The 20,769-nt window shown below is 57.9% G+C and carries 16 protein-coding genes and 1 riboswitch; of the genes, 15 read left to right on the plus strand and 1 reads right to left on the minus strand.

Annotated elements, in window-relative coordinates:
- Positions 1–107 precede the first annotated feature (107 nt).
- Positions 108–1,394, minus strand: a complete 1,287-nt coding sequence (locus tag HMPREF1153_RS04710) for an LCP family protein (RefSeq protein WP_009645746.1) — start codon at positions 1,392–1,394, stop codon at positions 108–110.
- Between the two features lie 472 nt (positions 1,395–1,866).
- Between HMPREF1153_RS04710 and HMPREF1153_RS04715 the strand changes: the two genes are divergently transcribed.
- From HMPREF1153_RS04715 to HMPREF1153_RS04785, 15 genes are all read left to right on the plus strand, one after another.
- Complete coding sequence (locus tag HMPREF1153_RS04715; protein ID WP_009645810.1) at positions 1,867–3,420, plus strand: SLC13 family permease; 1,554 nt, start codon at positions 1,867–1,869, stop codon at positions 3,418–3,420.
- Positions 3,421–3,552: 132 nt separating this feature from the next.
- Complete coding sequence (locus HMPREF1153_RS04720) at positions 3,553–4,020, plus strand: CYTH domain-containing protein (RefSeq protein ID WP_009645827.1); 468 nt, start codon at positions 3,553–3,555, stop codon at positions 4,018–4,020.
- Positions 4,021–4,111: 91 nt separating this feature from the next.
- On the plus strand, positions 4,112–5,404 hold the full coding sequence (gene purB, locus HMPREF1153_RS04725) for an adenylosuccinate lyase (RefSeq protein ID WP_009645744.1): 1,293 nt from the start codon (positions 4,112–4,114) through the stop codon (positions 5,402–5,404).
- 71 nt (positions 5,405–5,475) lie between these two features.
- Positions 5,476–6,762: an adenylosuccinate synthase gene (locus tag HMPREF1153_RS04730; protein ID WP_009645868.1), complete on the plus strand. Its 1,287-nt coding sequence runs from the start codon at positions 5,476–5,478 to the stop codon at positions 6,760–6,762.
- A gap of 341 nt (positions 6,763–7,103) precedes the next feature.
- Positions 7,104–8,129, plus strand: a complete 1,026-nt coding sequence (locus HMPREF1153_RS04735; protein ID WP_009645802.1) for a FecCD family ABC transporter permease — start codon at positions 7,104–7,106, stop codon at positions 8,127–8,129.
- 4 nt (positions 8,130–8,133) lie between these two features.
- Entirely contained in the window at positions 8,134–8,943 is an 810-nt protein-coding gene (locus HMPREF1153_RS04740) for an ABC transporter ATP-binding protein (RefSeq protein WP_006192569.1), read from the plus strand.
- Positions 8,940–9,683: an ABC transporter ATP-binding protein gene (locus HMPREF1153_RS04745; protein ID WP_009645877.1), complete on the plus strand. Its 744-nt coding sequence runs from the start codon at positions 8,940–8,942 to the stop codon at positions 9,681–9,683. The genes HMPREF1153_RS04740 and HMPREF1153_RS04745 overlap by 4 nt, the downstream gene beginning before the upstream one ends.
- The gene (locus HMPREF1153_RS04750) at positions 9,680–10,426 is read left to right on the plus strand and encodes an ABC transporter permease (protein ID WP_009645753.1); all 747 of its coding nucleotides are present in this window, start codon (positions 9,680–9,682) and stop codon (positions 10,424–10,426) included. The genes HMPREF1153_RS04745 and HMPREF1153_RS04750 overlap by 4 nt, the downstream gene beginning before the upstream one ends.
- 333 nt (positions 10,427–10,759) lie before the next feature.
- Positions 10,760–11,710, plus strand: a complete 951-nt coding sequence (locus HMPREF1153_RS04755) for an ABC transporter substrate-binding protein (protein WP_009645852.1) — start codon at positions 10,760–10,762, stop codon at positions 11,708–11,710.
- 103 nt (positions 11,711–11,813) lie between these two features.
- Positions 11,814–13,769, plus strand: coding sequence for a TonB-dependent receptor plug domain-containing protein (locus HMPREF1153_RS04760; protein WP_009645758.1), 1,956 nt, complete (start codon positions 11,814–11,816; stop codon positions 13,767–13,769).
- A 239-nt stretch (positions 13,770–14,008) separates the two neighbouring features.
- The gene (locus tag HMPREF1153_RS04765; protein ID WP_232208193.1) at positions 14,009–15,019 is read left to right on the plus strand and encodes a hypothetical protein; all 1,011 of its coding nucleotides are present in this window, start codon (positions 14,009–14,011) and stop codon (positions 15,017–15,019) included.
- Between the two features lie 86 nt (positions 15,020–15,105).
- Positions 15,106–16,287 (plus strand): iron-containing alcohol dehydrogenase, encoded by a 1,182-nt coding sequence (locus HMPREF1153_RS04770; RefSeq protein ID WP_009645762.1) that lies wholly within the window; start codon positions 15,106–15,108, stop codon positions 16,285–16,287.
- A 172-nt stretch (positions 16,288–16,459) separates the two neighbouring features.
- Positions 16,460–17,104: a PepSY domain-containing protein gene (locus HMPREF1153_RS04775; protein WP_009645826.1), complete on the plus strand. Its 645-nt coding sequence runs from the start codon at positions 16,460–16,462 to the stop codon at positions 17,102–17,104.
- Between the two features lie 121 nt (positions 17,105–17,225).
- A riboswitch (cobalamin riboswitch) is annotated at positions 17,226–17,409 on the plus strand.
- Between the two features lie 76 nt (positions 17,410–17,485).
- Positions 17,486–19,609, plus strand: coding sequence for a TonB-dependent receptor (locus tag HMPREF1153_RS04780; protein ID WP_198003316.1), 2,124 nt, complete (start codon positions 17,486–17,488; stop codon positions 19,607–19,609).
- Between the two features lie 79 nt (positions 19,610–19,688).
- The gene (locus HMPREF1153_RS04785) at positions 19,689–20,720 is read left to right on the plus strand and encodes a FecCD family ABC transporter permease (RefSeq protein WP_009645867.1); all 1,032 of its coding nucleotides are present in this window, start codon (positions 19,689–19,691) and stop codon (positions 20,718–20,720) included.
- Positions 20,721–20,769 lie beyond the last annotated feature (49 nt).

Raw genomic sequence — 20,769 nt, forward strand, 5'->3', positions numbered from 1 at the left:
CCTTTGTGCATCAGGGATAGACCGGGTTGATGAAGAAGGCGCTTTTGCGCACGAAAAAGGGGCTGTTGCACATGATTTGTGCGACAGCCCCTTTCGTATGGGGAGCGTCATTGCGTTTTCTGCGTCTCGGCGCCGGGGGTGGGTGCAGCAGAGGGCGTCGCCGCGGGCGATGCGCCCGAAGACTTCGCCTCCGTACGCGTGCGCGAATCGTCTGCGTCCTGTGCCGCGCCTTTCTTCTCTGTTGACGAAGCGGACGATGCACGATCTCTGCCGCCCTTCTTCGACTCCTTATCGTCCGCGTCCTCGCGGCTTGTTGAACTCTTCGAGGAGCTTTCGCTTCTGCCCGAGCTTTCGCGCTTGGGGCGGCCGATGGAGGTGTCGCTTGCAGGCACTTCGGTTGCGCCCGCGGGGATCGAGCTTTCGTACTCGTGGCTCTCACGTTCCATGGCGGCGCGCATCGAGGCGTTGACATCGATGTCGAGTGTGTTGGCGACCGTCTGGCGAAGCTTCATGATGTCGGGAATCCAATAGCTGATCCCCGAGATGTAGAGCGGACGCCCTGGCACCATGTCGGTCTTGAGGCCATTCTTCTGCGCCTCCTTCAGAGTGCCCGCGAACTCAAGCATCTGGCGGAAGGAGAGATCAGTCTCGATGGAATCCATGACCTCCTTGATGACGGAGGGCAGGCGCGTGATGATGGCGGGCGACGTGAGCTTTTCCATGACCGCTTTCATGAACTTCTGCTGGCGCTCGATGCGCCCGATGTCGCCCTCCTCGTCGCGGTAGCGCACATAGGTCACAGCCGTCTTGCCGTCCATGTGCTGCATGCCGGGCTTGAGGTCGATGAGGAGGCCGCCGTCGTCGTCCCACGGATCTTCGTAGTACATGCGTTTCTCCACGTTGATGTCGATGCCGCCCAAGGCGTCGATGATGCGTTGGAAGGAGTGCGTGTTGATGATGATGTAGTGGTCGATGCGCACGCCCAAGAGGTCTTCGACCGTGCTCTCGCTGAGCTTATGTCCGCCGTAGGCGTAAGCGGCGTTGATCTTGTCGTAGCCATGCCCCTTGATCTTCACGCGCGTGTCGCGCGGCACGGAAAGGAGCGCTGCTTTGTTCTTCTTCGGATCGATCATCGTGACCATCAAGGTGTCGGAGCGGCCGACGTCGTCTTCTCTCTGGTCGACGCCCATGATCATGATGGTCGACTTGTCCTTTGCGGTCAGGAGATGCTCCTCGTCCGCTTTTGGCTTCTCCTTGTCCAGGAGGCTCGTCGAAGCGAAGAGCGCACCCGCCGCAGCGGCGGCAAAAAAGAGGAATACGACGGCGACATAAGGCCAGATGCGCCGCTTCTTTTTCGGCACGGCAGGAGGCGGAGAATTTTTCTGCAAGATCATACCTTCTTTTCAGCATTTTTCATATCAAGTTCCAGCAAGGCGGCGTCCGCTTTTTACAAAGCGGACGTCCGTACAGGCCCAAGCGAGAGGAACACGGCACGCATGGGGCGATTCCTCGCCCGCAAGGTGTTTCTCCTATTATAAAAGGTCTTGTTTCTTTACGCAAATGATATTTTTCCATTTTGGGCGGAATTAGGAGGATTTCACGAAAAAGAAGGGGCAAATCCTGCGCATGAGCATGTGGACGTTAAGCAAGGGATTTTTTTGGTTATTATTTCCTCTCGAAGCTGCTCTTTCCTATTGTAAAATCATCTAATTTATATTATCATAAAAGCGTGACGATTCCGGAGTGCTATGCGTCGATAGTCTCTGGTTATGGAACGGGTGCTCCATGCCGTTCTTCGAAAGGAAGCACCGATAAATCCAGTACATCTTATCAGCGCTTCCCAAACAGCAATGGAGGTGTTAGTAAATGAGTACGGAAACAAAAAGCCAAAGCGACAAGATCCATGAGGCCGAGCTGGCGTTTGACCGGAAAAGGCGTACCTTCGGCATGATCTGCGGGCCGATCTGCGCCATTCTCGTCATGATTACGCCGATTCCCGACTTGCCGCTTCCGGCGCACAAGCTCCTGGCGATCATGACGCTGATCGCTCTTTGGTGGATCACGGAGCCGATCCCCATCCCGGTGACGTCGCTCCTCGGGCCGACGCTCGCCGTCATCTGCGGTGTCGTGGGGGCGAAGGACGCCTATGCGGCGTTCGCGAACCCCATGATCTTCCTCTTCATGGGTGGCTTCATCATCGCCAAGGGCATGATGATGCACGGGCTCGACCGAAAATTCGCCTTCGCGCTTCTATCGATGTCCTGGGTCGGTTCGAATCCTAGGCGCATCTTCCTCGCCGTCGGTCTCGCCTGCGCACTGTGCTCGGGCTGGGTCAGCAACACGGCGACGGCGGCCATGATGTTCCCGATCGCGCTCGGCCTTCTGGAAGCGATCAAGGAGATGTTCGCTGCGAACGGCAAGACGATCGAGCTGCACGAATACAAGTACGCCACGGGTCTCATGCTCATGACGGCTTATGCGTGCTCCATCGGCGGCGTCCTGACCCCGATCGGTACGCCCCCGAACATCATCATGCTCGGTTTCCTCGATCAGATGGCAGGCATTCACATCTCCTTCTTTGAATGGATGATCTGGGGTTTCGTCGCCATGGTCGTCTACTTCATCATTGCCTACTTCATCCTCGTCAACATGTTCCCCGCTGACGTCAAGCGCATCGATGGCGCAGAGGCATTCATCGCTGAGAAGCGCCGCGCTCTCGGCGGCTGGACGCGCGCGCAGAAGAACACGCTCGTCGGCTTCTGCGTCGCCGTCATCCTCTGGGTCACGCCGGGCATCCTGAACATCATTCTCGGCCCCGATTCGCCGATTCTCAAGATGTACAGCAAGCTCTTCCCCGAAGCGATCGCCGCGATGGCGGGCGCTCTCCTGCTCTTCTTCCTGCCCGTCAACTGGAAGGAGCGCGAGTTCACGCTGAACTGGAAGGACGCGGCTGCCGGCATCGAGTGGGGTACGCTGATCCTCTTCGGCGGCGGTCTCGCGATGGGCGGCATGATGTACAAGACGGGTCTTTCGACGTGGGTCGGCGATTGCATCGTCGGCTGGATGGGCGGCGAGCCGTCGCTCTTCATGATGGTCGCGATCTTCTCCGTCATGGCGCTTCTCCTGTCGGAGCTTTCGTCGCACACGGCGGCGACAAACATGATCGGCCCCTTGGGCGTTACGGCCGCCATGGCAGCGGGCTTCAGCCCGATTCCCGTCGCGGTCGGCATCGCGCTCTCCTCGTCGCTCGGCTTCATGCTGCCGGTATCGACGCCGCCGAACGCCATCGTCTACGCGTCGGGCTATGTGCCCATCACGAAGATGATCAAGACGGGCGTCTACATCGACTTCATCGGCATCTTCTGCGTGACGATCCCGATCGTGCTCTACCTCGTCGAGTTCATCGTTGGTGCGCGCTGAAGGCGGGACTTTGCCGCTTGCAGCAAGCCTGTGGTTGGACATAAGTTCAGCCTGATGTAATGCAAAAAAGAGCCGCTGCACGAGTCCGAGAGACTTCCTGCAGCGGCTCTTTCCTTTGAGTTGGGAGGCAATATGGCAAAAGAAATCGAGCGCAAGTTCCTCGTCCATAGGGAGCTTTGGCAGCCGAAGGGCGAAGGAATCGAGATCGCGCAGGGCTACCTCGCAGCGGATAAGAAGCGCGCCGTGCGCGTGCGCCTGGCGGGAGACCGCGCCTATCTGACCATCAAGGGGCCGACGAAGGGTGTCGAACGGCTCGAATTCGAGTACGAGGTCCCAACGGAAGACGCACGCGCCATGCTCGCCCTCTGCGAGCGTCCATGGATTGAAAAGCGCCGCTACTGCGAGCAATGCGGTGCGCATACATGGGAAATCGACTGCTTCTCAGGCGAGAACGAAGGTCTCGTCGTAGCCGAGATTGAGCTTTCTACGGCGGACGAGATATTCGAGCATCCGACCTGGCTCGGCGAAGAGGTCTCCGACGACAGCCGCTACCTGAATGCGAGCCTCATGCGCCTGCCGTTTTCGCGCTGGCGGAATTGACAGTGAAGCGATTAAAATGCTATGATAGGCAAGGAGAATCGGCGTGCTGCAAAGGTTCAGCACGCTTTCTATGACAGGAGGAATCGCATCCATGATAGAACGCTATACGAATCCTGAAATGGGCAATATCTGGACGCTGCAGCATGAGTTTGAGACCATGCTCGAAGTCGAGATCGCGGCCTGCGAAGCCATGGCGGAACTCGGGGAGATCCCGCAGGAAGCTGCGGCGAACATCCGCGCCAAGGCGAAGTTCGACCTGCCGCGCGTCAAGGAGATCGAAAAGGTCACGAACCACGACATCATCGCTTTCCTCACGAACGTCGCTGAGTATGTCGGCGAGGACTCGAAATACATCCACAAGGGACTGACGTCGAGCGACGTCAAGGACACAGCACTTGGCATCATGATGAAGAAATCTGCCGACATCATCATCGATGATCTTAAGAAGCTCCTCGAAGTATTGCGCCGCCGCGCCGTCGAGTTCAAGCACACGCCGTGCATCGGCAGAACGCACGGCATCCACGCAGAGCCGATGACCTTCGGCTTGAAGCTGCTCCTGTGGAGCGCCGAGGTCGAGCGCGACATCGAACGCGTCGAGCACGCGAAGAAGATCGTCGCCGTTGGCAAGCTCTCGGGCGCCGTCGGCACCTATTCAAACATCGACCCGCGCATCGAGGAGATCACGTGCAAGAAGCTCGGCATCACGCCCGTGCGCCTCGCGACGCAGGTCATTCAGCGCGACCGTCATGCCGAGTACATGACGACACTCGCCATCGTTGCAAGCTCGCTCGAAAAGTTCGCGACGGAAGTCCGCAACCTGCAGCGCACGGACATCCGCGAGGCGGAGGAATACTTCGCTCCCGGCCAGAAGGGTTCGTCCGCCATGCCGCACAAGCGCAATCCCATCACCTGCGAGCGCATCTCGGGCATGGCGCGTCTCGTGCGCGGCAATGCGATTGCAGCACTCGAAGACATCACGCTCTGGCATGAGCGCGACATCTCGCATTCGTCCGTCGAGCGCGTCATCCTGCCCGACAGCACGATCAACGTCGACTACTGCACGAAGAAGTTCACGAACATCATCGACAAGCTGCTCGTCTATCCCGAGGCCATGCTCGCCGATATGGAAAAGACGGGCGGTCTCATCTACAGCCAGCGCCTCATGCTCGCCATCGTCGACAAGGGCGTTCTCCGTGAAGACGCCTACAAGTGGGTGCAGCGGAACGCCATGAAGCGCTGGATGGAAGGCGAAGACTTCCGCACGAATGTCGAAAAGGACGAGGACATCTTGAAGTATCTGACGAAGGAAGAAATCGACAACTGCTTCGATTATCAATACTTCCTGCGCCACATCGACAAGATCTTCGAACGCTTCGGACTCTGAGCCGAAGGCGTTTTTACGGCTTCAGCGCACACATCGGAAGCTGAAACCTCGTATAGAGAAGGAGAATCGCTATGTCAGCAGTAGTAGTTACAGGCACGCAATGGGGCGATGAGGGCAAGGGAAAGATCGTCGACTACCTCGCCGAGAAGGCCGATACGGTCGTACGCTATCAGGGCGGCAGCAATGCCGGACACACCGTCAGCGTCAAGGGCGAGGAGTTCAAGCTTCGTCTCCTGCCCTCGGGCATCCTTTACCACGGCAAAACGAACGTCGTCGGCAACGGCGTCATCTTCGATCCCGAAGTCGCGCTCGAAGAGATGAACGAGATGCAGAAACGCGGCATCGACACTTCGGGCATCCGCATCTCGAACCGCGCGCACCTCGTCCTGCCGTATCACCGCATCATGGATGGTCTCGCCGAGGAAGCGCGCGGCGAGGGGAAGATCGGCACGACAAAGCGCGGCATCGGCCCGTGCACGATGGACAAGATGAACCGCATCGGCATCCGCGTCTGCGATCTCGTCGAGCCTGAGGAGTTCCGAAAGCGCCTGAAGGAAAACCTCGCGGTCAAGAACGAGGAACTGGAAAAGATCTACGGTCATGCGCCGCTCTCCTACGAGCATATCCTCGAAGAATACGAAGCTTATGCAGATCTCCTGAAACCCTACATCTGCGATACCATCGCTCTCTTGAACGAGGAACTTGACGCTGGCAAGAAGGTGCTCTTCGAGGGTGCGCAGGCGACGATGCTCGACATCGACTACGGCACATACCCTTACGTCACGGCCTCGCACCCTGTATCGGGCGGCGTAGGTGTCGGCGCGGGCGTCGCGCCCAGGCGCATCGACAAGGTCGTCGGCGTCGTCAAGGCATACTGCACGCGCGTCGGCGAAGGCCCCTTCCCGACCGAGCAGATCAACGACATCGGCAACAAGATCCGTGAAGCCGGCCATGAGTTCGGCACCGTCACGGGCAGGCCGCGCCGCACGGGCTGGCTCGATGCCTGCGTCGTGCGCTATGCGGGGCAACTCTCGGGTCTCGACTACATGGCGATCACGCGCCTTGACATCCTCGACGGCTTTGACGAGATCAAGATGTGCACGGGCTACAAGCTCGACGGCAAGCCGCTGAACGAGATCCCCGCGAGCCTTAACGTCCTCGCGCGGGTCGAGCCTGTCTACGAGACATTCGAAGGCTGGAAGGAAGACATCTCGGGTTGCCGTGACTACGAGAAGCTGCCCGAAAAGGCAAGGAAATACCTCGAACGCCTCTCCGCCGTCACAGGTGTCGCCATCGGCATCGTCTCCGTCGGCCCGAACCGCGATCAGACAATCATCTGCGCGAACGATATTTTCTGATGCAAAAGGCTGCACCTGCGTCAAGTCTGACGCAGGTGCTTTTTTTCATCGGCTTTACATACGCCGTGCGCCATCTCTCATGAACACGTGGACTTTATAGCATACTTCCCTGCGTCACACCACAGTCTCGCAGACAGGAGATTCGATGCAGAGAAGGGGGCGCAGCTAGTTTCTGAGCGGATTGCAATTTCGCTTGACCTCCTGATATTTTCATGATAAGATACCAACGTAAATGCAAAATGTTATTAAATATGAAAATAACTATAGGAAGTTCGTGTTACGACTTCCTTTTCTTTTCTTCTACTAATGAGAATAATAATATATATAAATGAGGTGAATTAATGGAAGCATCGGAAAAAATCCTTCCGGCAGAAGTGCATCCGCGGGCAAAAAAGAGGCGCATCGCCATCGTCCTCGGTCTTGTCGCGCTCGCCGCCGCGCTCATCGTCAGCGCTTCGGCGGGTGCAGTGCACATCGCGCCCGAGGCCATCGTGCCGACACTCATGGGAAACGGCACGCCCGAGGACTATCGCATCCTTTACCACATCCGTCTGCCGCGCATCATCACGGGCGCTTTGACGGGCGTGAACCTCGCGCTCGCCGGCTGCATCCTGCAGGGCATATTGAAGAATCCGCTCGCCGATCCCGGCATCATCGGCGTGTCGGCGGGCGCGGGACTGACCGCCATGTGCATCATGATCCTCTTCCCCGCAGAGGTCAAGTTCGTGCCGCTCGGCGCTTTCGTCGGCGCGATGATCGCCGTCGCGCTCGTCTTTGCGCTGTCGTGGGACAACGGCGTGCATCCGATGCGCATGGTGCTCGCGGGCGTCGCCATCGCGGCGTTCTTCGGCGGGGCGATGACGGCTCTGATGGTCTTCTACTCCGACCGCGTGCAGGGCACGGTGAACTGGATGGCAGGCGGCTTCGCGGGGCGCAGCTGGAGCCATGTGGAAATGGTTCTGCCCTACACGCTCGTCGGCATCGCGGGCACGCTCCTCGGCAGCCGCTGGCTCAACGCCCTGCAGCTCGGCGAGGAGACGGCGCGAAGCCTTGGCGTCCATGTGGCGCGTGCGCGGCTCGTGCTGCTCGTGCTCGCCGCCCTGCTCGCCGCCTCTGCCGTGAGCGCGGCGGGCATGCTCGGCTTCGTCGGACTCGTCGTGCCGCACATGGTGCGCCTTCTTACAGGATCAGATTTCGACTATCTGCTGCCCGCCGCCGCCATCTGGGGCGCTGTTCTTGTGGCGGGCGCCGATGCGGCGGCACGCATGGCATTCGCCCCTGTCGAGATTCCCGTCGGCGTGTTCATGTCGTTCTTGGGTGCGCCGTTCTTCCTCTATCTGCTCAAGAAGGGCCTTCGAAGGGAGTGAGACGATGGCAGAAATCTTGAAGGCATGCGGCCTTTCGCTCGGCTACGGCAAGGCGGAGATCGTCCATGAAGTCACGGCTTCCATAAATCGCGCGGAAATCGCCGCGATCATCGGGCCGAACGGCTCGGGCAAGTCGACGCTTCTGAAGGCGCTCGCGCGCCTCTTGGAGCCGCGTGCGGGGCGCGTCGAGTTCATGGGCGAGGATCTGTGGCAGAAGACGGAGCGCGAGGTCGCACAGAAGGTCGCATTTCTGCCGCAGAGCGCCGAGCCGCCCGGCGACATCACCGTCATGGAGCTTGTGCGCATGGGACGCCTGCCGCATCGGAAGTTCTGGGATTCCTTTTCCAAGGAGGACGGCGAGGCGTGTCGCGAAGCCCTGGCGCGAACGGGAATGGAGAAGTTCGCTCAGCGGCCGATCCTAGCCCTCTCGGGCGGCGAGCGCCAGCGTGCGCGGCTCGCCATGGCGCTCGCGCAGCAGCCCGAAGTGCTGCTCCTCGACGAGCCGACGACGTATCTCGACATTCGTCACCAACTGGCGCTCATGGAGCTTGTGGAAAAACTCCATGCGTCCTTGGGGCTGACCGTCGTCATGGTGCTGCACGATCTCAATCAAGCCGTGCGCTACAGCCATCACATCATCGCCATCCACGACGGGCAGGTGCTCGCCGACGGTGCGCCCGAGGCGGTCTTCACCGAAGCCCTCGTGCGCGAACTCTACGGCGTCGAGAGCGTCGTCCGCGACGTGACGATTGCGGGAAGGCGCACGAAGCTCTGTCTGCCCGAGCGCGTCGCCGATGGAGCGAAAGCCGTATGAGCACAAAGGACACGGCAATCGCCATCGCCGGCGTCTCATGCAGCCGCAAGGGCAAGAAAATCCTCGAAGACGTGACGCTCGACGTGGAAAGCGGCACGGTCATGGGGCTTCTGGGGCCGAACGGTGCGGGCAAGACGACGCTCATCCGTCTCGTCGCGGGACTGGCAAGGCCCGATGCGGGTACGATCCATGTATGCGGCGAGGATGCGGCGAAGCGCAGCGTGCGCTTTCGCCGTCTCATCGGCCTCGTGCCGCAGGAGAATACGCTGGAGAGCGAGCTGACTGTCGGAGAGAGCTTGCTCGCCTACGCACGGCTCTATGGTATCAAGAATGCCGAAAAGATGGTTCATCAGACAGCAGAACGGTATCACCTCTCGGACTTTCTTGATAAGCGTCCCGAAGAAATCTCGGGCGGCATGAAGCGACGCGCCGTCATCGCGCGTGCGGCGATGACCGATCCTGCCGTGCTGCTCCTCGATGAGCCGAGCGCGGGACTCGATCCCGATCTCAGGCACGAGGTCTGGGCGCTGATCCGCAAACTGCGCGATGCCGGAAAGACGCTGCTCCTCACGACACACTACATGGAAGAGGCAGAGCGGCTTTGCGGGCGCATCGCCTTCTTGCGTGCGGGCAGGCTGCGCGCCCTCGATACGGCAGAGGGCATACGCGCGGCGGCAGGCGATGCAAAAGACCTTGAGCAGGCGTTCCTGCGCCTCTCACATGAGGAGGAGTGTTCGTGACTGCGCTTGGCTTCTGGCCGGTCTTTCGGCGCGAGATGGCGATGCTCGTCCATCGCATCGGCGGCTTGGGCTACCTGTTCTCGGGACTGCTCTTTCCGATGATCTACCTGCTCGCCTTCGGCTGGGGACTCGGCAGCGCCGTCGAAGTCACGGGCGGCTACATCGCCTACCTCGCCAAAGGGATGCTCGCCATCACCGTCATGATGAACGGCTTCCAGCAGACGGCGATCTCAGTCAGCGCCGCACGCTTCTACTTTCGCACGTTCTCGGTGCTGCGCATGAGTCCCGTGAGCGACGCCTCGATCGTCTTCGGCATCGCACTTGCGGGCGCCGTGCGAGCGATCCTCGCGGGGGCGGCGGTCTTCCTTGCCGCCTGGCTCTTCTTCGACATTCGGCTGCTTGCCGTGCCGGGCTTCGTGGGACTCGTGCTCACGGCGTTCTGCTTCGCGGCGTTCGGTGTCGCTGTAGGCCTTTCCATTCGCGGACAGGAGCAGTTTTCCGTCATCATCAACTTCTTCATCACGCCGATGACGTTCTTCTGCGGCTCCTTCTTCCCCATCGCCAACCTGCCCGAGATCGTACAGAGGCTCGTCTCCCTGCTGCCGCTTGCCCATACAAACGCACTGCTGCAGGCAGATGGCTGGGACGGCGGTGCGCTATTCTCGTTCGTCGTGCTCGCGCTTTTGACAGCGCTCGCCTTCGGCTGGGGCGTCTGGCGCATGAAACGATATCAGGAGTTTTAGGAAACGCTGATAAAATGAAGTCGCCCAGATTTGCGCAGATGCGCTGTATCTATCGAGGAGATAAGCTACACGCACAAACGTCCACTTTGTGGACATTGTGCGCCGCCCTTACCTGAAACCAGCCAATCGATCTGTGCCTTCGGCTTGACCTCTTGGGGTTTCAGTGTAAACCGGAGGCGTAGCGGTGCTACGTCGAGGATTTGTCGACGACGAGAGGACAGCGCAGATGCGTGAAGATGGGTGGCTGAATTTATCAGTGGTTCCTTGGGAAACGCTGGCTTTATTCGTGCTTTCTCGAGTTGATTTCTACGATTCTACATCAAGGAGGTTTCTATGCGAAAGTTTGGTATCATCATCGCACTCCTGTGCCTCGCGGCGGCTGTCGTCTTCATCTTCCTGCCGCGTGCGCAGGAAGCGCCGCAGGCGAAGGAGCTGACGGCGAAGGACAGCATGGGGCGCGAAGTCACCATGCCCGCGCACCCGAAGCGCGTCGTCATATTAAACGCTTCGAACCTCGATCTCTTCGTCGCAGCGGGAGGCGCAGACTTCGTCGTTGGCAAGCCGACCTCACAGGCATTGTCGGAGACGGTCAAGGAAAAGACGGCGCAGGCCGAGGAAGTCGGCATCATCCACCAGCCCGACATCGAGAAGATCCTCTCCCTGCAGCCCGATCTCGTCATCGGCACGAACGTGCCCTTTCACACCGATCTCGAAGAGACGCTCGGCAATGCGGGCATTCCCATTTACATTCAGGCACTCGACGATGTGCCCTCGCTCTTCGATGCACTGACCTTCTACGGCAAGCTCACGGGAGATGAGAAAGCGGCTGCCAAAGAGGTGCAGACGATCAAGGACAAGCTCGCGGCGGTTGAAAAACGTGCCGCAGGGCGCACACCGCCCAAGAGTCTGCTCGTCTTCGGCTCGCCCGAGAGCTTCAACATGGGCACGAAGAAATGCTTCACGGGCGGACTCATCGAACTGCTCGGCGGCGGCAATATCGCCGACCACGCCGAGGGCGACGGCGGCTATCTGCCGCTTTCCATGGAGTTCGTCGCACGCGAAAATCCCTCGATCATCTTCGCCATCGTGCATGGCCCGACGGAAACGCTTGAGCCGAAGATGCGCCGCGACCTGCAGGAGAGCGAGGCGTGGGCCGATGTAGACGCTGTGAAGAACGGGCGCGTCTATGTCCTGCCTTATGAACTTTTCGCCATCAATCCCGGCGTGCGTGCGGCGGATGCACTTGAGGTGCTCGCCGACATCATGTATCCACAGGCGAAATAAGGAAGGTTTTTCCAGGCTTGCCAGGGAAGCGATGCCGTTTCGCTCCCTTGCGGCCTTTGTATCCATATATCTCATAGGAATACAAGGATAAGGAGATGGAGTAATGCTGAAAAAGATCACAAAGAAGAAGAGCCTGCTGCTGACGGCAGCCGTCCTCGCCGCCATGAGCGTCCCCGTGCAGGCGGCGGAGAAGAAGCAGGAGGAGGCGGCGCACATCAAGACGAATGAAGTCGTCGTCACGGCATCGAGGACGAAGCAGGAGGTCAAGGAATCGCCAAGCTCGGTCGAAGTCATTACGCGCGAGGACATCGACAAGATGGGCGCAGAGTCTGTGTTGCAGGCGCTGCAGCTTGCGCTCGGTCTGGACACTTTGGAAAATGGCATGGTGGGCAATCACGTATCCATTCGCGGTATGAAAACGAACCAGACGCTGATTCTCATCGACGGGCGGCGTGTACGTACGGAAGATACAGGATCCACGATGAATTTCTATGAGTTGGATCGCGTCAATATGGACGATGTTGAGCGTATCGAAATCGTGCGCGGCGCGGCAAGCTCGCTCTACGGCTCGGAAGCTCTTGGCGGCGTCATCAACATCATCCGCAAGAAAGCGGACGAACAAAAAACAAGCGTTACGGCGGATTGGACGAGCCGGCGCAACGATGTCGGCGTTCGTTTCGACACGGGAAAGCAGGGAAAATGGAATATTTCAACGAGCTTCAAACGCTCGGATTATCGCGAGCGCGGCACGGACGCTAAGAGCTATCCTTACGGCAAGAAGTATTTCTTTAATATCGAAGGTCGTATGGATGTGGCACAGGACAAGTGGCTCGATGTTTTCGCGGATTATTTGGGCGAGGATCTCCAGGCGAAGGAATCGAGCGCGCAAAGCGCAGATTATGATAATGTGCGCGTATCGACAGGCATCAAGTATGCGGGGCGCGACAAGCGCGGTGACTATGAGGCGCAAGTCTACTACACGCACTTTCATAAGGAACAAGATCGGAGGAACCGAGGGAATAGGAAGCTTCTCGGCTTTGATGATATGACCTTCGACTCCCTCGTCTTTGATGGCAGGCGCTCCATGCAGCTGACGAAAGATCATCTGCTGACCTTCGGCGGAGAGTATCGCAAGGAAGATTATGCAAGCACGCGCATAAAGGGCAATAAATCCGTATCATATCTCTCTCGTGAGGGCATCACGCAGCGGCTCGGAAAAAGCTCGGTTAACTACGCAGCCCTTTATGTGCAGGACGAGTGGCTCGTGCATCCTGACTGGCTGCTCATTCCCTCGCTGCGCTGGGATCACAGCAGCTCCTTCGGCAATAAGGTGACCGGCAAACTCGGTACGACATATAAGATCAATAAAGATCTGCGCTTCAAGGCAAACATCGGTACGGCGTATCGCGCACCTACGGCGAGTGAGCTTTACCTCGATTGGCCCGGTATGCCGGCAAGCGGTATGTTGCCCCCGGGATGGGTATTTTGGCTGCAAGGAAATCCAGATTTAAAGCCGGAAACAGCGCTGAATTTCGATCTTGGTTTTGAGTGGGAGAAAGGAAAAACCTTCGGCAAGATTACATATTTCCACAATAAGGTCGATGATATGATCACCTCGGTTCCCAAAATAGATCCGATGAAAAAAATCTACAAAATGGTGCAGGTGAACAAAAAAGAAGCGACAATGCAAGGTCTTGAGTTTGAAGCAAAGCAGAAGATGGGAGACAATTTCACTGTGCGCGGTCTCTACACGTATCTTGATGCGCGTGATGGAAAGGACAATCGAATCGATGGAAGCGCCTATCACAAGTTCAGTCTGCAATTGAGTTACGACGATGAGAAGAACGGCTGGGGTGCGACGCTTTGGAACGATTGGATTTCAGGCTACTATTTGGATAAAAAGAACTATGCCGACAGCGTTTTAAACCTTGTCGTTAATAAGAAGATCAACGATCACTGCAGTGCATACCTTGGCATTGATAACATCCTTGACAGAGAAAGTGTTGAATTCGCCCATGACGGCAGAATCTGGCGCGGCGGCGTAAATATGACATTCTGAGACAGCAAAGCGAAAAAGCCCCCACATGCAAAGTCGGGGGCTTTTTGCATATCGGGTTGCCGTTCATCGTCTTTGCCGCCAGCGTATGATATATCGGCTGCTTATATATAAAAGTCGCCGTTTGCCGCCCTGCGTACAGCACGAGTGCCTGCGGCGGACAAGCCGTATATTGACGCTGCGCCATAAGAAAACGTATAATGGAGAAAACAATTCAGCAAACGATGGAGAGGAGGAAGCCTATGAATGTGCCAAAGGACGCGCAGCTGGCGATTGCGATCGGCTTTGCGGCGTTTTTCCTCTTTGTGGGCTTGGGAGTCTACGGCATATATTATTTCTTCACGGGCGGCTGCGATGAAAACAGCGAGCCGTATTCCGCCTATGAGGTGCGCGAAAAAATCGAGGCGGAGTACGATTTTCCCGTCGAGCTTGAATATCTGGGCGAGACGGTCACGCAGGAGAAGCCGTGGAAAAGGGTCGACTATGCCTTCCGTGACAAGGAGCGCGACTTCACGTTCACCGCGCATGCGAAGGTCGCGCCCATCAATGCGTCGATTCCCTTCATCATCCTGCCGGGCGGACGCTCCTACTATACCGACTATCCCGCGCGCTGCCTCGACCGGCTCAACGACAAGGTGCAGGAGTGCGCGAAAAAGCGCGGCCTGCGCTTCATTACGCCCGAGGAGAAGGCGGCGCATCTCGGCTACCAAGGCGGCGTCGATACCGTTTTTCTGACGGATGAAAAGCAGCTCGCGGATGCGGCGGAGCTATTTCTCGAAATCGCGCAGATTTATGACGTAGCACGTTTTGGCGAACATAGCGTCGGACGCGACATCGCTTTTTGCTATCTGCCGCCGGGTGAGACGGATCTCAAGAAGACGCAGCTCGTCTGCATGATGTATCTGCGCAGCAAGCGGGACATCTATGACGCGAACGGCATCTCGGAGTACATCATCTCAAACAGCAAGAGCGAGGCAGAGCCTTTCCTGCTCCGCTTGAAGGGTGGCTGGCAGGACAAGACCTGGCGGGCGAAAAAGAAGGCCGCGGACGGCATCGGCATGGGCGGGAGCAGTCCGGGCGATTTAGGTGCTCTCGGCTCGCCCGATGACCGAACGCCTTGGGACGACTGGGGCGATTGGGATGATTGGAGCGACTGGGATGGCTGGGATGATTGGAGCGATGAAGACAGCGACCGCCCGGAGTTCCTCACGCCGCCCATCTCTCCCTCGCGCCGAGAGCCGAGCTGGATCTGATTCGAGGTCAGAGGCGTGCAGTTTTCGCCTCCGACCGCTTGCACCGTGCAGGAATTTTGCAGCATTGAAGATGGGGAGGTACGAACATGCAGGAGTTTTCTTTTCATTGTCCGACAGAGATCGTATTTGGCCGTGGCGTCGAGGAGCGCACGGCGGAGCTTCTTCGAAAGTACGGCGCACATCGCGTCTTTATCGTTTATGGCGGCGGCAGTGTCATCAAGAGCGGGCTGCTCGCGCGCGTCGAACGCGTCATCACAGCGGCGGGCCTTGCCTTCTCCGTCCGGGGCGGCGTGCGGCCGAATCCGCGCCTTTCGTTTGCGCGTGAGGCCGTGCGCGAAGCGATCGACTTCGAGGCGGATTTCCTTCTCGCCGTCGGCGGCGGCAGCGTCATCGACACGGCGAAGGCCATCGCGCATGGCACGGCAAATCCCGATACCGACATCTGGGATTTCTGGTCGGGTAAGAACGAGCTCAAAAAGAGCCTGCCTGTCGGCGTCATCTTGACGCTTCCTGCGGCGGGCAGCGAAACGAGCGATTCTTCCGTGCTGACGAACGAGGAGACGGGCGAGAAGGCGGGACTGCCGTCGTCGTTCAACCGACCCGCCTTTGCCATTTTGAACCCCGAGCTGGCCTTTTCCCTGTCCTCGCCGCAGCTTGCGGCGGGCATCGCCGACATCGTCATGCACACGCTTGAGCGCTACATGACGCATACGGAAGGCAACGAATTCACCGATCTCCTCGCCGAAGCGCTCCTGCAGAACGTCGCGAAGTATGCGCCCATCGCCCTCGCACATCACAAAAACTACGAGGCGATGAGCGAGATCATGTGGTGCGGCACGATCTCGCACTGCGGACTTACGGGACTCGGCCGCGACAAGGATTTCTCCGTGCACAAGCTCGGTCATGCGCTGTCGGCACGCTACGACACGAATCACGGCGAGTCCCTGACGGCGCTCTGGGGCGCGTGGGCGCGTGCCGTCTACGAAGATCGCCCCGAGCGCTTCGCGCGCTTTGCCGAGAAGGTCTGGGGCGTCGATGCGGGATCTGCCGAAGAGCGGGCGCGTGCGGGCATCCGCAAGACGGAGAATTTCTTCCGCTCGCTGAAGCTGCCGACCTCGCTCGGAGAACTTCCGACGGGCATCTTGACGCACGGCGCCTTGGAAGCGCTCGCCGACAACGTGACGGCGCACGGCACGAAGACAGTCGGCACATTCCACCCCGTCGACCGTGCGTTCGCTTTGAAGATCTACACGGCGGCGAACCATTGAGTCTGCGGCCAGATATTTTCATGCAAAAGCCGCACGACGCTTACGAAGTGAATCGGTACAAATAGTTTATCTTTTGTTTATCTGTTTGTTATCGTCCTTTTAACGCAGCATGGTATACTGAGCATGTTGAAATAGCGAAAGTGAATGGATACGATGAGAGGAGACGATAAAGATGAAAAAATGGCAGATGGCAGCTCCCGTGGCGGGCGCTCTGAGCTTGGGTGCACTCGTCGCGCTCGGCGTGGGAATCTTCCAAGGACAGACGACGCTTCACGCACCTGCACTGCGGACTGCCGCAGTCGCAGCTCCCGCCGCGAAGGGAAGCGATACGCCGTTCCTTTCCGTCGCTGAGGCGGCGACAGCCGACTTCGTGGGCTACGACACGATCAAGGTTCAGGCGATTGCCGAATCGGGACTCAATGAGGGCGATCTCACGAACTACGAGATCAAATTCGACGGGCGCGGCTACATGCCGACCTACCGCGTGGAGCTTGAGACGAACGCGGGCGGCGTGGACATCGACTTCGACGCCAAGACGGGCGAGATCATCGACGTGCGGGAAAAATCGTGGAAGCACACGCGTACGAAGCTCGTCATCAGCGACTACGATGTGATCGAAGACGTAGAGGCGATGGGGATTGCGCTGGAAGACGCCGATCTTTCCATGGACGACCTCGACCGTTACGAGCTGGAACTGCACACGAAGCGGGGCGAGCTTGTCTACTCCATCGAGCTGAAACGCGGCACAGAAGAGTACGAATACGACCTGCGCGCCACCGACGGCACGATCTTAAAGAGAGATACCGACTTCGACTGACGCGATTCATCGGCAGAGAAAATCCCCCGCCGCAGACAGAATGTCTGCGGCGGGGGATTTTTCTGTTGACAAAAGATAAGAAACATATTACGATATTTGCGGTATAACTAAAAGTTCTAGTAGTACGATAAGTGGAACAGGTGCCCTCGAGGCTTAATAGGGAAGTCGGTAGAAGCCGACGCGGTCCCGCCACTGTAAGGACGAGCAATTTTGCCGCGATTGCCACTGGGGCGCAAGCTTTGGGAAGGCAGGCAGAGGAGTTATGACGCCGAGCCAGGAGAACTGCCTGTTTGACGCTCATCGATGGACCCACGAGCGATGGGGAGAGGAGCATGGATCACCGTGAAAAAAGCAAGTAAACGACTCTTATTGACAGCCTTGATGATGGGATGTTCCTTCGGCGCAGCGCATGACGCCTTCGCGGAGGAAGCTGCAAGAACGGCAGCTGAAGCGGAAGAATCTCATAGCACAGCGCAGGAAAGCGCCGACAGCGAATATCATCTACCCGATCTCACAGTTCTAGGAGATCGCAAGACCTTCCGCGGCGGCATGATCGAGAGGAAGAGTACGACGGGCATTCTAGGAGAGAAGGATTCCTTGGAACTGCCCTTCAGTGTCACGACTGTCAACCAGAAAGCGATCGAGACATTTTCTACGCCGCAGAGCGGCGTGATGGACACACTCTCTCTCGTTCCTTCCGTACGTGCTTCTTCGAGCAAGAGCGTTCACTCCGTGACGATTCGCGGCTTCCAGCAAAACGGCTATTCCATGTACATCAACGGCATTCCCGGTGCGATGAGTTCAGGCAACCTGCCTTACTACTGGATTGAAAACGCCACTGTAGTCGCAGGGCCCAATCTCGGCGTCAACGGGACGAACATCTCCGATACGATTGGCGGCTCGATCAACTTCCAGTCGAAGAGGGCGCAGACCAAGGACAATACGGATGTACGCCTCTCCTACAACGGCGGCAGATCGTTCGAGCAAGGTGTTGATATCGGCCGGCGCTTCGGTGCAGACAAGGCATTTGGCCTGCGCGTCGCGGCCAACCACATCGGCGGCGAAACGGTGCAGGAGGACAAGAATCTCAAACAGAACAACATCTTCGTGAACTTCGATCATCAGGGAAAACGCTCAACGACGAACTTGATGCTCGGATACAGCCGCATCAAGTACGAGGGCGGCGGTGACGGCTTCAGTGTGGGCAATCTGACAGTACTGCCCAAGGCGCCCGATGCAAGGAAGAGCTACACGCCGTCTTGGCTCTATCATACATACAAGGACACATGGATCATCCTCAACCACGAGCAAAAGCTCAACGATCATGTAACGGCATATATCAATTTCGGACACCATAAGTTCGATTATGACAAGTACTATGAAGGCACGCCTAAACTGACCTCGAACGATGGTGATTTCACGATCAATGCTGAATATTGGCCGCTCGGTCATACGCGTATCTATTTCGGCACAGGCCTGCGCGGCGATTTTCAGACAGGAGATGTCAAGCACGAATACATCATCGGCTTCGACAAGAATTGGGTCAACCGTTTCTCGGGCGGCGGCGATCTTTGGAGCGGCACAGGCAATCTCTACCGCAACAACTCGTGGGCAAGCGTGCCACTGCCCGATTATCAGCCGCCGCTGCAGTTCAAGCAGCAGATGACAGGCTATCATCTCGTAGATACGATGAAGTTCATGGATGATCGCCTGCAGCTTACGCTGGGTCTGCACGGGCATAAATCGAGCTATACGAGAGTCGGTCAGAAGCGCCAGGATTCCGACGCGACGTGCCCGACCTTCGCCTTGAGCTACAAATTCACACCGGAAATCATGGGTTACGTCAGCCACAGTGAGTCATTCAATGCCGGGACGCTCGTCTCTGGCGCTTCTTACAAAAACAAGGGCGAAGTCTTGCCGCCTGCAAAGACGAAACAGGATGAACTCGGCGTGAAGATCAAGAAGGGAGATTTCGTCAACACGCTGAGCCTCTTCAAGATTCGCAAAGCGAATACGATCGACGTCATGCGTCCCGACGGAAAGTATCGTCTCAACGATGGTGAGCAGGAAAACACAGGATTTGAATGGGCGTTCACAGGGAAAATCAGCAAGCGCCTCGATCTGGTCGGCGGCATGATGTATCTCGACGCCAAGCAGTCAAAAACGAAGGACGGCGCGAACGACGGCAAAGCCGTCGGCGGTACGTCGAAATTCTCCGGTACGATCGGCGCCGTCTATCATGTCGATCCGGCATGGTCTTTGATCGGCCGAGTTTCGTATCTCGGAAGAGCCGACATCAAGAACGAGACTCTCAGCGTGCCCGCTTCCTGGAAGGTCGATCTCGGCGCTTCTTATGAAACGAAGATGGGAACGACCCCCGTCACGCTGACTTTGATGTGCTACAACGTGACCGGCAAGGACTACTGGATTCCCGTCGCGGGAGCGGATAGCTTGCAATTGAGTGCGCCGCGCTCGGTGTCGTTCGCAGCGAATTTCGAAATCTGATAGTAAGGACAGGCAAACGGACTTCTGCGTTTGCCTGTCTTCGTCGTGCAGTTTTGAAGGCTGATGGAGGGATGAGACCATGATGCTGGAAAAGCTCAAGACGATGGGGACGATGCAGCTTCTTCTGCTGTTCCTGCCGCTGCAATTGCTCGTCGCATGGTGGGGGGTCTCGTCTGGACTGACGGATATTCCCATGTCCGCCATTTTCGGGATGCCCACAGGAAATGGCGACGATGCGCTCACTGCGAGCATCCTCTATGAGCTTCGTCTGCCGCGCGTGCTCCTCGCACTTTGCGTGGGCATGGGACTGACCTTGTCCGGGCTCATCATGCAGGCGATCGTGCAGAATCCATTGGCCGATCCTTATGTCTTGGGCGTATCGTCAGGCGCATATTTCGGCACGGCGGCGGGCCTCTTCCTCGGACTGGGCTCTCTGTTCGGTGCGATCGGCATCGGTGCGTGCTCATTTGCCGGTGCGCTTTTTGTCTCCGTCCTCGTCATCGGTTTTGCCCGTCGAGAGAATGGCGATTTGTCCAATCTTCTCCTGGGAGGCTTGGCGATGGGACTCGTCTTCTCATCGCTCGCAGGCTTTCTCGTCTACAAGGCCAGCGACACGGAGGGCATGGAGTCCATAACCTTCTGGCTCATGGGCAGTGTGGCAAACGCCTCCTTGACTCAATCGCTCATCCTATGCGTCGTCGTCGTCGCGATATTCCTTTATTTCATGACGCAGAGCCGCGTACTGAATATCCTCCTCTTGGGACGCGACACGGCGATCACCTTGGGCGTCAATGCCAAGGATCACTTGACGAAGTACTTGCTCTGCAACGGCCTTTTGGTCGGCCTCATCGTCTACAACGCAGGCATGATCGGCTTCATCGGCCTCGTACTTCCGCATATCGTACGCAGCCTTTTGGGCGCCGACCATCGCGTACTGCTGCCCGCAGCGGTCATGCTCGGCGGCATGACCGCCGTCCTTCTGGATCTCCTTTCACGCTCGCTCATTCCGATTCCCGGCGTGGAAATCCCCTTGGGCGTGATGTTTGCGCTCGTCGGCGCACCGCTCTTCATCTATCTCGTATTCCGGCAGAGATATAACGTCTTCATGTAAGACGAGTGAATCTGAACTGCGTGGGGACTATGACCGACTGCCGTATAGG

The organism is Selenomonas sp. CM52 (assembly GCF_000292955.1).
Taxonomy (GTDB): domain Bacteria; phylum Bacillota; class Negativicutes; order Selenomonadales; family Selenomonadaceae; genus Selenomonas.